Origin of the sequence: Sphingomonas sp. Sph1(2015), assembly GCF_001970915.1 — a bacterium.
Lineage (GTDB): Bacteria > Pseudomonadota > Alphaproteobacteria > Sphingomonadales > Sphingomonadaceae > Sphingomonas > Sphingomonas parapaucimobilis.
The window spans coordinates 1-14,203 of the sequence record NZ_MQUI01000065.1 but is presented as its reverse complement, the minus strand read 5'-3'; the positions used below and the strand labels follow the sequence as shown (position 1 = coordinate 14,203).

Sequence of the window (14,203 nt, the reverse complement as noted above, 5' to 3'; positions counted from 1 at the left end):
CGATCGTCAAATCGGCCATGTCTTGACTCCGTACCATGGTACGGATGCCATATGGCGCATGGATCCCAGCCGGAGAAGACCATGACCCGCAAAGCCATATTGTACCGCATGGTGATGCCCACCCACACCTGCCCGTACGGGCTGAAGGCCAAGGACCTGCTCCGCCGACAGGGCTATGAGGTCGACGACCGTCCCTTGCGCACCCGCGAGGAAACCGACGCCTTCAAGGCGGAGCATGGCGTGAAGACGACCCCGCAGGTGTTTATCGGGGGCGAGCGGGTCGGCGGCTATGACGATCTGCGCCGCTTCTTCGGCAAGCGCGTCGCCGATCCCAAGGCGACCAGCTATCGCCCGGTCGCCGCCCTCTTCGCGATGACCGCGCTGATGGCGCTGGCGGCCAGCCAGGCGGTCTATGCCACCCCCTTCACGGGCCGTGCGGTCGAATGGTTCGTAGCGTTCAGCATGGCGGTGCTGGCGCTGCTGAAGCTCCAGAATGTCGAGAGCTTCGCGACCATGTTCCTCAACTACGACCTGCTCGCCAAGCGCTGGGTCCCCTATTCCTATATCTATCCCTTTGCCGAGGCGCTGGCGGGGGTGCTGATGATCGCGGGGGTCGCGAAGTGGCTGTCGGTGCCGATCGCGCTGTTCATCGGGGGCATCGGCGCGGTGTCGGTGGTCAAGGCGGTCTATATCGACCGGCGCGAGCTGAAATGCGCCTGTGTCGGCGGATCGAGCAACGTACCGCTGGGCTTCCTGTCGCTGACCGAGAATCTGATGATGATCGGGATGGCGGTATGGATGGTGGTGTCCTGATCCTCCCCGGCACGGGGAGGGGGACCATGCGTAAGCATGGTGGAGGGGGCGCTCCGCACAGGATGTCCTACGAGGAAGGCCCCCCTCCGTCAGCGCTCCGCGCTGCCACCTCCCCGTGCCGGGGAGGATTAAGTTTCCCCGGGGAAACATCCGCTCTACCTTGCCGGATTGAATGAACTTTGCCATGAAACACCCCCAAAAGCTTCAAGGGGTGTGCGAGTGGCGGAAGATCATGCAATGTTATCCCAGATCGGGGATTTGGCCAGTGCAGGCGAGCGGATGATCGAGCGGCTCCGGCGCAAGGCGTTCCTGCCCGAAAGCCGCAAAGGTCTGCATGTCCGCTTCGGCATCGCCGAGGCCGCGCAGCTGCTGGGCTGTTCGACCAACCGGATTCGCATGGCCGAGGAGGATGGCCGCCTCCCCCCTGCCCCGACCACCGACAATGGACGACGTCAGGGCTATACCGTCGAAGAGCTGCTCCACATGCGCGAGGTGCTGGGCGCCTCCCCCGCCCGCGCGCCGCTCGATATCCCCGCGATCATCGCGGTCCAGAATTTCAAGGGCGGCGTCGGCAAGTCGACCGTCACCACCCACCTCGCCCATTATTTCGCGGTGCAGGGCTACCGGGTGCTGGTCGTCGATTGCGACAGCCAGGCGACGACGACGACGCTGTTCGGCTTCAACCCGCATTTCAACGTCACCCGCGAAGAGACGCTCTACCCCTATCTGTCGATCGACCCGACGCAGACCGACCTGGCCTATGCCGTCAAGCCGACGCCCTGGCCCAATGTCGACCTGATCCCGTCGAACCTGGAGCTGTTCGACGTGGAATATGAGCTGGCGGCGGCAGGGTCCGATGGCGGATCGGTGCTGGCCGCGCGCTTCCGCAAGCTGAAGCGCGGGCTGGCCGACCTTGCGCGCAATTACGATGTGGTGCTGCTCGATCCGCCCCCTGCCCTCGGCACGATCAGCCTGGCGGTCATGCAGGCGGCCAATGCGCTGCTGGTGCCGATGGCCGCGACGACACCCGATTTCTGTTCGACCGTCCAGTTTCTGTCGATGATGGACCAGGTGCTCAACCAGCTGACGGGTGCCGGGATCGAGGTCGATTACCAGTTCGTCCGGCTGATCTGCTCCAAGTTCGACGGCAACGACCCCAGCCACGCCATGGTGCGCGCGATCATGGAGCAGAGTTTCGGCCCCGCGCTCCTCCCCGTCCCCATCCTGGAGTCGGCCGAGATCAGCCATGCCGCGATGCGGATGATGACCGTCTATGAGCTGGAAAAGCCGATCGGCACGCCCAAGACGCACAAGCGTTGCCGCGCCAATCTGGACGAGGCGATGCGCCAGGTCGAGCAGCTGGTCCGCCAGAGCTGGGGCCGGGTCGAACCGCTGAGCGAGGAAGCGGTGATCCATGCGGCGGCTTGACGCGACTCCCCTTTCCTACACGATAATGTTCTGCCTATGTTCCGGGCGGGAGGCATAAGATGACGCGCAAACAATCCGATTATCTGGCGGCCCTGCTGGCGGAGGAAGAGGGCGACGCCCCCTCCCCCATCCCGGTCCGCGAGGCCCTGGTGGAACGCAGCCGCGGCACCACGCTGCTCGGCCGCGAGTCCGCGCTTGCCCGCGTCGCCAGCGGCGAGGTGCGGCAGGTCACGCAGCTGCTGCTCGACCCGGCGCGGGTGAAAATCTGGTCGGGCAATGCCCGCAATTACGACCTGCTGACCGAGGCGCATTGCCGCGAGCTGATCGACTCGATCATCGCCGAAGGGGGCCAGAAAGTCCCCGCCGTGGTCCGCCGGATCGAGGGTGATCCCGATCATGATTACGAGGTGATCGCAGGGACCCGGCGCCACTGGTCGATCAGCTGGTTGCGCGCCAACAGCTATCCCGACATGATGTTCGTCGCGCAGGTCGCCCAGCTGGACGACGAGGCCGCGTTCCGTCTCGCCGACCTCGAGAACCGCGCCCGCGCCGACGTCTCCGATCTGGAGCGGGCACGCAATTATCTGGCCGCACTCCAGACCCATTATGGCAACCACCAGACCCGCATGGCCGAGCGGCTGAAGCTGTCCAAGGGCTGGCTGTCCAAGATGCTGAAGGTCGCGGCGCTGCCCGACGCGGTCATCGCCGCCTTCGCCTCGCCCTATGAGGTGCAGCTGAAGCCCGGCTATGCGCTGGCCCAGGCCATGCAGGACGAGAACGAGGTGCGGGTCATCACCCGCGTCGCTGCCCATATCGCAGATGAACAGGCTCAGCGGCGCGAAGCGGGCCAGCCCACCATTCCGCCGACCGATGTGCTGCGCCGATTGCTGGGCGCGTCGAAGGCGGTGGAGGAAGGCCGGGCGCCTGAATCCTATCGCTACATGACCGGTCATGGCCGCGAAGTACTGTCAATTCAGTCAATCAACCGCCACGGGGTGACCGTGCGCCTTCATGCCCATCCGAATGCCGAGGTCGAAGAGGCCGTCAACGCCTTGCGCGACATGTTGGCGCATCTCGAGGCGACGGGGCAGGGGTTGAAGCGCTAAGTGTTTCCCCGGGGAAACATGAGGGCGGGAGGAGTGCATGGTCCTCCTTGCCGGAGCATGAAATTGACCGATGTTTCCTTGGAGAAACATCGGTCAACCGGCGCGAATCTGCCGCCACTCATGAGTTTTCTGAATCACCACGATTTTCCGCTTTCGTCTCGCCTGCAACCGATTCAGGATGGGGTCATGCCGATCGCGCGCGAACACCGCTGGCTCTATCCGATCGACTGGCGTGAATTGTCGGCGCTGATCCGCTTCGGTCGCGCCAAGGGGCGGTGCGAGCATTGTGGGCGGCCGCATGGTCACGCCGTTATGCATCTGGGCGACGGCCGCTGGTGGGACGACGGACGCAGACGGTGGCGTGACGCAAAGGGGCGAAAGGTGAGGGGGCTGGCCAGCCCGACCGCGATGCTTGCCGGGCAGCCAGGTCTTGCGGGAATCGCACCGCCCTTACCGTTCCGCGTAACGCGCGTGCTGCTGGCCAGCGCCCATCTCAATCACAATCCCGGCGACAACCGGCCACGTAATTTGGCGGCGCTGTGCCAAGCCTGTCACATGCGCCACGACGCGCGCGAGCATCGCCGTCGTCGCCTGTGCAATCACTTTCGGGCCAGCGCCATCGGCGACCTGTTCGCCTGATCGAGCGTGCAGCCAAGGCCATTGGGTATAGTGCGTACGACCTGCGGCTAACCCCAATTTCGCCACCCTGCGAAGAGTTGTGTCGCTGTCGACGAATTCATACTCGAAAGCACGAACTCAAACGCGGTTTGGCCGCTATTCCCAGCGGTAGCCCCGGGTCCCCTCCCCAAAGTTCGTGCTTTCGAGTATGAAATCCAACATGACGCGAACCACCACGCCCGCCCGTAAAAAAGACGCCATTTCCGCCCGCTCGGGCGGTCGGCCGCAGGGCGACCTGTTCTACCTCGACAGCCCACTCACCAGCGAGATCCGCGGCGAACGGTCGCTGATGGCCTTTCCCTTCTTCGCGCTCAGCAAGACCGCCTGGATGAAGCCGCTGACCTATTCCCACGCCAATGTTGCGATCGAGGTCCGGCCCTCGGCCAAGGGGGTGGCGACCATCTATGACAAGGAGATTGTCCTTTATATCGCCAGCCTGATGGCGGCCAAGATCGAACGCGGCGAGGAGGTGGGGCAGGACTTCATCTTCACCGCGCATGACCTGTTCTCGGTCACCGGCTCGAACCATTCGGCGCGCTCGTACCAGCGGCTGTCCGAGGCGCTGGAGCGGCTGCAGGGTACGCAGATCAAGACCAATATCGAGGCGGGCGGGGAAGGGGAGGAGGGCTTCTTCTCGTGGCTGTCCGAGGCGCGGTTGCACTATTCCAAGACGCGCACCGGCGAGCGCCGCCTGAAGGCGGTGAAGGTGCGTCTGTGCGACTGGCTGCACCGCGCGATCCTGCGCGACAAGCAGGTGTTGGCCTATGCCGCGGCCTATTTCCAGTTGGGGCCGGTCGAGCGGCGCATCTACGAGGTGGCCTGCGCCACCGCCGAGGACGGGCGGCTGGAGATCGACCTGGCGACCTTCCGGCTGCAAGTCGGATATCAGAACCCGCTCGCCAATTTTCGTGCCGCGATGAAGGCGATCGCGCAGGCCGATGCCATCCCCGACTTCCAAGTCGCGATCATCGAGGATGCCGAGTCCGAACCGACCGAGGGCCGGGGGAGGGGCCGCCGCGCGCCGTCCGCGCGGGTGATCGTCACGGCCCGTCCCAGGGCGCTGGAGGACTTGGCGGAAGCGGACGCGAATCACGTCGATCCGTGATTCGCGGACCGACGATCAATTCATACTCGATAGCACGAACTATCCATCTGAATTGATACTTGATAGCACGAAGTCTTCGCTGAATTCATACTCGATAGCACGAATGATGTTGCCGATTTCGAGCGTTATCTAGCAGTTTTTTTGATTTCCTACTCGAAAGCACGAATCGTGACTGCTTTCTTTGTTGGAAATTACCTGCAAGGTTGCCCCCTATCGCGGGTCGCAGATCTGCGAAGGCAGCATATGGGAGCGGTCGTGACCACATAAAGGAAAGCCCGGCACGAAGGCCGGGCATCCCAGGTATTACAGGAGCGACGTCGCCAAACGTCGATCCGGGGTCTCACTAGCCCTCTCCTGATACGCCTGTCGCCCCTGCGGTTCAAGGATGCGCGCTTCGCGCCACGTTCTTTCTTTGTCTTTTTTGGTCCGGCCCCGGATATAAGGGGAAGGAAGATGACGGCGTTCACCTTTGGTGAAGCGACGACGCGCGTGCTTGCGCAAGTGGCGAGCGGGCAGGGGGGGCGACGCTCCCGCTCGTCCGTGCGGCGCGACAGTATCGAGGCGGGGACGTTCGAAGACGCCTTCTTCGCCAAGCCCGCCAAGGGCGAGTGCGACCGGCTGATCCGCATGGCGCGCGTGGCGCTCGACACCGGACGTCGGATCAAGCGCGAAGCGCGGGGGCAGGGCAGGGACCTGACCGGTGCCGAACATCTGTTGGCCAGCCTGACCGCAGGTGCGGTGCGCGTTTATGAGGAACTCTGCACGCTTGCCCGACTGAACGGTGGCAAGGTTTATCCCAGCTACGACCGGCTGGCCTCGGCCACTGCGCTCGGCCGCGCCACCGTCGCGCGTGCGATCCAGATTTTGGAGGACGCCGGTTTTCTCGTCCGCCAACGCCGCTTCCGCCGGATCGAAGGAGAAGGGCCGGGGCCGCGCTTCGAGCAGACGTCGAATGCTTATCGGGTGGTTGCGCCCAAGCGGCTGCTGTCCCTGCTCCCCCGCTGGCTTCGCCCCGCGCCGGCACCCAACGATACGGTCCAGCACGTGGCCGACGAGGCTGAGGAACAAAAGCGGCTGAAAGGTCAGTTGTCATGCTGTGAACTGGCGCAGATCACCGTGGGCGGTTCGCTCGGCCGGATGTTGGCACGGCTTGGTGCAGTGATTGATCAAATGACGCATTCACGCGAGTCTCACCCCGATCCTGAATCTCTTCCCATTTTATCTTAGAGCCCGCCTCATAATTCGAGCTTAGCGATGCGTTGGATCATTCGCCTGATGGATGCAATTGAGGTGGTCCCGCCTTCCTGAACAGTTTAGCGTGTGGGCTAAGCTATACCCCGGTTGGTTTACGCCGCCATTCTGTTGAACGGCATGTCCGTATACCTCGTCCGGCGTTCGGCCGGCGAGGCAGGAGTGAGGCTGCTACCCGTTGTAATAGCTGACTCACCGGCCGAGCCCGGTTCGCAATTGGGAGCCGGGCCCGAATGCGTTCGGATAGACGCATTCGTACTTCATCGACCGCCAAAGCTGCTCGATAAAGACGTTGTCCATCCAGCGGCCGCGTCCGTCCATGCTGATCCGCACCTCGGCCTCGCGCAACACGTTGGTGAAGTCGGTGCTGGTGAACTGGCTGCGGCGAGCCGGAGCTATTGGGGCTACGACACGAAAGTGTGATCTGCGTACGCCAAGCGTGAACGATAGGCGAACACGTGGCCGCGTCATGCAGCGAGCAACGATGCGGGTGTGCGTAGCGGCCTGAGCTGGCCGACCGGAGGGCGGTCGTCGGTGTTCCAGCGGTAGTCGCCGGTGAGCGAGATATGTTCCCACCCGAGCGGTGCGATGTGGCGGGCAGTTTCGGGAGGCACGGCCATGCCGGCGATGGCCTGTTCGAGGTAGCGGGTGTTCCACAGGATGATGGCGGCTACGAGCAGGTTGAGGCCGGAGGCGCGGTAGGTCTGGTTTTCGAACCGGCGGTCTTGCAGTTCGCCGAGCTGGTTGAAGAACAGCGCTCGGGCGAGCGCGTTGCGCGCCTCTCCCTTGTTGAGCCCGGCTTGGGCACGCCGGCGCAGGTCGATGTCGCGCAACCAGTCGAGCGTTCGATCCGACCGACCTCGCGCAACGCCAGGGCAAGGCCGTTCTGGCGTGGATAGGCGGACAACCGGCGCAGCATCGCGGAGGCGGTGACGGCGCCGCTGCGGATCGAAGTGACGAGCCGGAGCAACTCGTCCCAATGGTCTGCGACGTGGCCGACCGCGACCGGATCGCCGGTCAGGCCGGCGAGCAGCGCCCCGGCATCCTGCTGCGGCAGCAGATGCAGGCGTCGTTTCTTCAGATCCCGCAAACGCGGCGCGAAGCGGTAGCCGAAGACATGGTCGGAGGCCCCGCCGGTATCGGTGTAATGTTCTTCGATCGACAGACCGGTGGCATGGTAGAGCAGCCCGTCGAGGACATAGGGTGCCTCGCCCGCCGTCGCCGCGATCACCCGGCTTGCGAACGGGTCATATTGGTCCGAGATGTGGGTGTAGAAGCTGACCCCGGGCTCGTTGCCGTTACGCGCGTTGATCTCACCGATCGCAGCACCGCGCCCCCCGGCGTGGAAGAGCTGGCCGTCGCCCCAGAGGGCACTTAGCGGCAGGGAGCAATGCGCGTCGATCAGTCGCGCCAGCGCCTCACCATAGGCGGTGTCGCTGACGTACCAGTCATGCAGGTGCGCGAGTTGGCGCAGGGTGGCCGCCTGGCAGGTATCCGCCATGCGGATCAGGCCGAGATTGATGCCGTCCGCCAGGATTACGGTGAGAAGCGCATTGCGATCATCGCCCGGTCGACCGGAGCGGCGATGAGTGAAGCATTCGGAAAAGCCGGTCCAGCCATCGACCTCCAGCAATAGATCGGTGATCTTCACGCGGGGCAGGCGATCGTAGACCATGCGCCGCACGTCCTCCGCATCGGGCGGGGTTGCGGCCTTCAGCGGCGAGATTACGAGACCATCGGCATCGAGCCGCACCTGGGGCAGTTCGCCCTGCCGGGCGAGTGCCGTGACCTGTTCGATCGCGGTATCGAGGCGGGCTCGGCGACCGGCAATAAAGGTATCGAAGTCAGTCTCGATCGCCAGCGGCAACGGTCCGCGCTCACATATCGCGGCGAAGGTGGCGGGTGGCAGGAGGTAACTGTCGGAAGCACGATACTGGCGACTTTCCTCCACCCATATGTCGCCGGCACGCAGCCGGTCGCGCAACTGGGTGAGAGCGCACAGTTCATAGGCCGCGCGGACAACCTGCCCGTCGCGCAGCACAAACGGCCGCCACGATGGCGACACGAAGCGAAGCGGCGGATCGTCGGGCAGGCGTCGCCTGCCGGTCCGATAAACCTCACCGACCACCCGGACCGCATCAAGCAGCCCCTGCACCGGGCCGGCACCCCGGAAAGTGAAGGCGCCCAGGAACGGCCCGATCACCGCGCGCAGCGAGCGATGCCGGTCGATCAGCTCGGCGGTACGGTCGGTCGTCTCCGGCGCGACCAGGATTTCCGCTTCCCCGACCGCCGCCCTCAGTTTTTCCCAATCGATCGCCATCGCGGCGAGCGAGTCCAGCCCTCGCGCCCGTGCATCGACAGCAGGCGGCACGAGCCGGTGAGCAGGCGCAACTGCGCCTGGAGCGCGCGGATCGCACCCAGCGCCTTGTCGCGCGTCCGGTTCTCGGCGCGCCGCATCATGCTGCCGAGGAGCTTGTCCATCATCGTCAGCACCGCATCGGCGAGGCTCTCGCGAAGCCGCAGCGCTGCTGCCGCCAGAACGGCATGGCGGCGCCGGTCGGGCAGTTCCGCTAGATGCTGCGACGTGATCCGCACGGCTTCGTCGGCGATGCGGTCGAAGGCTGCGGCCGGGATCGTTGCGGCCCGTGCCGGTGCCATTCCGATCGCCCGGACATGATCCAGTCGTTCGAGCAGGCGCATGACGTTGCGCGGTGCCGGCGACAGCGGCGGGTTGCGCAGCCACGACAGCCACGTCGCACCCTGGTCGCCACGATGGGCGAGCAGCGCATCGAGGCGGGTACGTCCGCCATCACCCAGCCCCTGGGTCAGCACATCGTGGACGAGTTCGTCGGCTTGGCGGCGCGCTCGTCGTACGATCGCCTCGATAACAGTGACGGGCGGCAGCAACAGGCGACGACGTCGCATTTCGTCGATGACGATCTCGGCCAGCTGGACTGGCTGGATGATGGTCTGCGCCACGGGCATGGCGAAGGCGGCCAGGGCGTGGAAGTCGGTCCGGCCGAACGCCTGATAGCCCATGCGCCGTGCCAGATCGGCGAGATGCGCACGTCGTGTCGGGTCACGATGGCCATAGTCGCGCCAGGCCGCCTCTGCACATCGAGCTGACGGGCGACAAACGACAGGACCGAGACGGGCGGCGTCTCGTCCGCGCCGAGTACCCGCCCGGGCCAGCGCATATAAAGGAGCGTCATGGCGTAGCCGAGCTGCGATGCGGGACCACGCCGGATCAAGACCCAATCGAGATCCTCGCGCGTCAGGGTGAAATGTCGCGCGATCTCGCGTTCGTCGGCCGGTGGATCGAGCTGACGCGCCAGCGCCTCGCGGGTGAGCAGGCGTCGCCTCGCCATGACCCTGAACCTCCTTGAGGCTGTCCGTCAGACGGTGATTGGACGGCCAGCGTGAATGTGTCCGTCAACTCTGGACCTTCGACGGCGATTCGGACAAGACCACGTCAAGATGGGAAAACGGACACTTCGGACCCGCGCATGGCGCTGATCGGCTATGCGCGCGTCTCCACCGCCGACCAGAAGTTGGCGCTCCAGCATGACGCGCTGATCCGCGCCGGTTGCGAGCGCACGTTCGACGATCAGGCATCGGGGGCCAGGGCCGACCGGCCGGGGCTGGCCGAGGCGCTCGCCTATCTGCGGGCCGGCGACACGCTGGTCGTCTGGAAGCTCGACCGGCTCGGTCGCTCGATGCACCATCTGATCGCGCAGGTCGGCGACCTGGCGGCGCGCGGGATCGGGTTTCGCTCACTGACCGAGAATATCGACACCACGACACCGGGCGGAATGCTGGTGTTCAACATCTTCGGCAGTCTGGCCCAGTTCGAGCGCGACCTGATCCGCGAGCGCACCCAGGCCGGATTGCGCGCCGCGCGCGAACGCGGGGCGCAGGGTGGTCGGCGTCCAGTCGTTACCCCCGACAAGCTGCGCAAGGCGCGCGCGCATATTGCTGCGGGCCTGACGGTGCGCGAGGCAGCCGCCCGGCTGAAGATTGGCAAGACCGCGCTCTACAAGGCGTTGGAAGGTGCGGGCGCACAACGCGTCGGCGAAACGGCAGGGACAGGCGCATGACAGGCGAACGCGATCCGAACATCGTCACCTCCGGCCTGTCCGGCATCGTCACCGAGCAGGGCATCACGGTCGAGGTCCACATCATCCGCCTCGAAGACGAGCCGGGCTGGACGCTGGAAGTGGTGAACCACAGCGGCACCTCGACCGTGTGGGACGATCCCTTTGCCACCGACGATGCCGCATGGGCCGCTTTCCGCCACACCGTCGAGAAAGAGGGCATGCGCGCCTTTCTCGATCAGGCCGTCGTGATCCCGTTTCGGCGCTGAATGCGTTAGTAGGCCAAGAGCAGGAGATCGACGATGCCGACAAGCGCCAGGCCGCTGTGGATCCTGACCGGATTGCTGCTCGCCTTCTATCCGGTTCTGAATTTCGTCTACTGGCCGCAGGTCCTTCGCTCGGGTGTGCTGCCTCCCAATGGCGACAGCATTGGCATCCCCATGTACGGCAGCATCCTGGTGACGATCGTCGCGTCGCCCATCGTGCTGGGCATCGCCTGGCTTTGTCTTCGACGCTATGATCCAGCTACCCGCCTTGCCAAGATCAGGTGGGATCGCCCCATCCGCACGGTCGCGGCCAGCTTGGTGTTCGGAGGGGCTGCCGTGCTGTGCGTCTTCGCCAGCGTCGCTGAACTGGGTCATGCGATGCCGTGGTACGAATACCTCTGGGCCGGATATGCGCTGGCATGGGTGCCTTGGTTGCTCGGTATACGAGCCGCCGTGATCGATCAGGAAAATACGGCAGGCGACTGAACCCCGCCGTTCACCGCTCGTTCGCTCCTACCGTACGCAGAATGCACTTTCGTGCAGTCACCCCTTGAAGGGCATCATCCTCGCCGGCCGCACGGGCAACGCGGCTCCATCCGGCGACATTGGTCGTCAACAAGCATCTGCTGCCGGTCTACGACAAGCCGATGATCTATTATCCGCTGTTGGCGCTGATGCTCGCCGGCATTCGGGATATCCTGATCATCTTCAGCCCCGATTATCTGCCGCATTACCGCACTTTGTTCGGCGACGGATCGGCGCTGGGCCTGAAAATCGCCTATGCCGAGCAGCCCGCGCCTGAGGGGCTGCCGCAAGCGTTCACGATCGGGCGCGACTGGATCGCAGGGCAGGCGATGACGCTGGTGCTCGGCGACAACATCTTCTTTGGCAACGGCCTGCGCACCTTGCTACGCCGCGCCGTCGCCCGGATCGAGGCGGAGGGTGGCGCCACGCTCTTCTCCTACCGGGTCGACGATCCCGAACACTATGGCGTCATCGCCTCGATGACGACGGACGGGCGGTGTCCCTCGAGGAAAAGCCCGAACGCCCACGCTCGAACCAGACCGTGACCGGCCTCTACATGTTCGACGCCGGCGTCTGCGACCATTCCGAGGCGCTCGTGCCCTCGGCACGGGGCGAGCTGGAGATCACCGACCTTGCGCGCCGCTACATGGATGCCGGCACGCTCCACGTCGAGCCGATGGGCCGCGGCTTCGCCTGGCTCGACACCGGCATGCACGACAGCCTGCTTGAGGCCGTCGAGTTCGTCCGCACCATCCAGCACCGCCAGGGCATCCAGATCGCCTGCCTGGAAGAGATCGCCTACCTCCAGGGCCTCATTACCCGCGAGGCGGCGGAGGCGCGGGGCCAGGTGCTCGCCAAGACCGCCTACGGCCGCGCGATCCTGACCGCGATCGCGGGAACGCCCGTCCCGCAGGGGGACCGAAGGGCGGGCAAGCGGCGGCAGCGACCCTTTACCGACGTGCCGTGAGCGCGTATGGCGGACGCACCCCCATCACCGGTGGACGGGTCTTGCCGGTAGGACCGGATTGAGATCATCCGCCATTGTCGTTAAGGATCCGGCGCTTCTGTTCGCGAGGTTTTCCGGGCGGTTAGGTGTATGGGCATGCTGGGCAACGCCGATACCTTTTCCCGGCCCTCTCCTTCTTCCAGGCAGTTGATGACGACCTCCGATCCCAAGAGTGTGAAGACGCATTGGCGCCCGCGCAGCGTGCTGCTGCAGTTCCGCGCCATCGCCTATCTGCTGTGCTGCGACATGGCGGCGATCTTCGGTGGCTTCGCGATCGCCGCCATGTCGCGTCAGTCGATCATCGTCGACAGCGGCTGGCTGGTCTTCGCCCTCGTGCTGATGCCGCTCTACGCGCTGATCGCCTCCAATCTCGATGCCTATGATTCCGAAAATCTGCAGGATCCGTTCGGCGCGATCCGTCGCGGCATCCAGGCGCTGGCGATTGCGATCAGCTGCGTCATCCTGGCCGCCTTCTACCTAAAGTCGGCGACCGCCTTTCCGCGCCTGACGATCGGCCTCGGATCCGCGCTGGCCGCCTTGCTGCTGGTGACGGGACGCTATGTGTTCGTCCGCCATCTCACGTGGTTCGTCGGCGGCAATCCGTTCAGCTCGATTCTGCTGTGCGACCGCGGCGCGCCAATCCCGCCGGGCAACTTCTCGATGGTGATGGCGGCGGAATCCTATTTTGATCCGGAAGCGCACGATCCGCACATGTACGATCGCCTCGCGACGCTGGTCGCCAGCGCCGACCGCGTCGTCGTCACCTGCGCGCCCGAACATCGCATGGCCTGGGCCAAGGCGCTGCGCGGCGCGAACGTGCAGAGCGAGATCGTCGTCCCTGAACTGGCGGCGATGGCGCCGCTCGGCCTCGGTCCCAATCGCGACGTGCCGTCGGTCATCGTCGCGGCGGGGCCGCTCGACCTGACCGACCGGATCGTCAAGCGCCTGTTCGATATCGCGCTCGCCTCGGCCGCCTTGCTGTGCCTGTTGCCGTTGCTCGTCCTCACCGCGATCGCGGTACGGCTGAACAGCCCGGGGCCGATCCTATTCAAACAGGTGCGCATCGGCCGCGGCAACCAGATGTTCCAAATGCTCAAGTTCCGCTCGATGTACGTCCAGCAGTTGGACGGCGCCGGCCATCGCTCCGCCTCGCGCAACGACGACCGGATCACCCGGGTCGGGCGGATCATCCGCAAGACCAGCATCGACGAACTGCCGCAGCTGGTGAACGTGCTGAAGGGCGACATGAGCATCGTCGGTCCCCGCCCGCATGCCCTGGGGTCACGCGCCGCAGACAAGCTGTTCTGGGAAGTCGACCAGCGCTATTGGGACCGCCACGCGACCAAGCCGGGCCTCACCGGCCTTGCCCAGGTTCGCGGCTTCCGCGGTGCGACCCTGGTCGAGGACGATCTGCGCAATCGCCTGCAGGCGGACCTCGAATATCTTGAAAATTGGTCGATCTGGCGGGATATCAAGATCATCTTCCTGACCGTCCGCGTCATCCTCCACCGCAACGCCTTTTGACGACCGGCCCCTATCGGCGCGTGCGACGGGACGAAGGGAAAGTTTATGGCACTTTTGTGAAAGGGGGCTATGCTGCGCAAGTCACCGCCGGATACGGGCGGGGCACCACAGGAGCAGGCATGGTTGAAATCGCGCTTGGGTATGCGGTTGGCTCGGTAGTTCTGGGCCTGTGCCTGGGTGGAGCGACACAGGTGATAAAGACGCGCATACCGTATTGACCTTAGGCGGCGTCTGCATTTAGAGGATTCCGTTTTTCCGTGGGTTCTGATTCAAGGCTGGTGAAGGAGCCGGTTGATGAGCAGACGCACGCTGACAGATGAGCAATGGGAGCGGATCGCTAGATATCTGCCCGGGCGTGAAGGAACGCGAGGGCGCAGCGGCGTGGACAACCGGCTTTTCGTGGACGC

Annotated in this window: 10 protein-coding genes and 4 pseudogenes; 12 read left to right on the top strand and 2 right to left on the bottom strand. The window is 64.8% G+C overall.

What is annotated here, in order from left to right:
* The first annotated feature begins 81 nt into the window (after positions 1–81).
* From BSZ14_RS17415 to BSZ14_RS17390, 6 genes are all read left to right on the top strand, one after another.
* Positions 82–813 (top strand): glutaredoxin family protein, encoded by a 732-nt coding sequence (locus tag BSZ14_RS17415; protein WP_089413680.1) that lies wholly within the window; start codon positions 82–84, stop codon positions 811–813.
* Positions 814–1,050: 237 nt separating this feature from the next.
* Complete coding sequence (locus tag BSZ14_RS17410) at positions 1,051–2,241, top strand: AAA family ATPase (RefSeq protein ID WP_056434743.1); 1,191 nt, start codon at positions 1,051–1,053, stop codon at positions 2,239–2,241.
* 59 nt (positions 2,242–2,300) lie between these two features.
* Positions 2,301–3,347, top strand: a complete 1,047-nt coding sequence (locus BSZ14_RS17405) for a ParB/RepB/Spo0J family partition protein (RefSeq protein WP_076711870.1) — start codon at positions 2,301–2,303, stop codon at positions 3,345–3,347.
* A 57-nt stretch (positions 3,348–3,404) separates the two neighbouring features.
* The gene (locus BSZ14_RS17400) at positions 3,405–3,986 is read left to right on the top strand and encodes a hypothetical protein (protein WP_241823817.1); all 582 of its coding nucleotides are present in this window, start codon (positions 3,405–3,407) and stop codon (positions 3,984–3,986) included.
* 199 nt (positions 3,987–4,185) lie between these two features.
* Positions 4,186–5,130, top strand: coding sequence for a replication initiator protein A (locus tag BSZ14_RS17395; RefSeq protein ID WP_083748326.1), 945 nt, complete (start codon positions 4,186–4,188; stop codon positions 5,128–5,130).
* A 453-nt stretch (positions 5,131–5,583) separates the two neighbouring features.
* Complete coding sequence (locus tag BSZ14_RS17390; RefSeq protein ID WP_076711868.1) at positions 5,584–6,357, top strand: helix-turn-helix domain-containing protein; 774 nt, start codon at positions 5,584–5,586, stop codon at positions 6,355–6,357.
* A gap of 21 nt (positions 6,358–6,378) precedes the next feature.
* Here BSZ14_RS17390 and BSZ14_RS20365 read toward each other — a convergent pair.
* A pseudogene (locus BSZ14_RS20365) lies at positions 6,379–6,762 on the bottom strand (integrase core domain-containing protein); the annotation flags it as partial.
* 86 nt (positions 6,763–6,848) lie between these two features.
* Positions 6,849–9,749: pseudogene (locus BSZ14_RS17380) on the bottom strand (Tn3 family transposase).
* Positions 9,750–9,887: 138 nt separating this feature from the next.
* Here BSZ14_RS17380 and BSZ14_RS17375 point away from each other — a divergent pair.
* From BSZ14_RS17375 to BSZ14_RS19470, 6 genes and pseudogenes are all read left to right on the top strand, one after another.
* Positions 9,888–10,478: a recombinase family protein gene (locus BSZ14_RS17375; RefSeq protein WP_076711867.1), complete on the top strand. Its 591-nt coding sequence runs from the start codon at positions 9,888–9,890 to the stop codon at positions 10,476–10,478.
* Entirely contained in the window at positions 10,475–10,744 is a 270-nt protein-coding gene (locus BSZ14_RS17370; protein ID WP_076711866.1) for a hypothetical protein, read from the top strand. Before BSZ14_RS17375 ends, BSZ14_RS17370 begins: the two co-directional genes overlap by 4 nt.
* Positions 10,745–10,777: 33 nt before the next feature.
* A complete protein-coding gene (locus tag BSZ14_RS17365) occupies positions 10,778–11,227 on the top strand; it encodes a hypothetical protein (RefSeq protein ID WP_076711865.1) in 450 nt (149 codons plus the stop codon).
* A gap of 64 nt (positions 11,228–11,291) precedes the next feature.
* Positions 11,292–12,233 (top strand): annotated as a pseudogene (rfbA, locus tag BSZ14_RS17360) (glucose-1-phosphate thymidylyltransferase RfbA).
* 213 nt (positions 12,234–12,446) lie between these two features.
* A complete protein-coding gene (locus BSZ14_RS20115; protein WP_241823816.1) occupies positions 12,447–13,796 on the top strand; it encodes a sugar transferase in 1,350 nt (449 codons plus the stop codon).
* Positions 13,797–14,090: 294 nt separating this feature from the next.
* A pseudogene (locus BSZ14_RS19470) lies at positions 14,091–14,203 on the top strand (IS5-like element IS711 family transposase); the annotation flags it as partial.

Excerpts from the sequence above, each read along its gene's own strand:
- BSZ14_RS17415 (WP_089413680.1), top strand. The coding sequence starts at position 82 with ATGACCCGCAAAGCCATATTGTACCGCATGGTGATGCCCACCCACACC.
- BSZ14_RS17410 (WP_056434743.1), top strand. The coding sequence starts at position 1,051 with ATGTTATCCCAGATCGGGGATTTGGCCAGTGCAGGCGAGCGGATGATC.
- BSZ14_RS17405 (WP_076711870.1), top strand. The coding sequence starts at position 2,301 with ATGACGCGCAAACAATCCGATTATCTGGCGGCCCTGCTGGCGGAGGAA.
- BSZ14_RS17400 (WP_241823817.1), top strand. The coding sequence starts at position 3,405 with ATGAAATTGACCGATGTTTCCTTGGAGAAACATCGGTCAACCGGCGCG.
- BSZ14_RS17395 (WP_083748326.1), top strand. The coding sequence starts at position 4,186 with ATGACGCGAACCACCACGCCCGCCCGTAAAAAAGACGCCATTTCCGCC.
- BSZ14_RS17390 (WP_076711868.1), top strand. The coding sequence starts at position 5,584 with ATGACGGCGTTCACCTTTGGTGAAGCGACGACGCGCGTGCTTGCGCAA.
- BSZ14_RS17375 (WP_076711867.1), top strand. The coding sequence starts at position 9,888 with ATGGCGCTGATCGGCTATGCGCGCGTCTCCACCGCCGACCAGAAGTTG.
- BSZ14_RS17370 (WP_076711866.1), top strand. The coding sequence starts at position 10,475 with ATGACAGGCGAACGCGATCCGAACATCGTCACCTCCGGCCTGTCCGGC.
- BSZ14_RS17365 (WP_076711865.1), top strand. The coding sequence starts at position 10,778 with ATGCCGACAAGCGCCAGGCCGCTGTGGATCCTGACCGGATTGCTGCTC.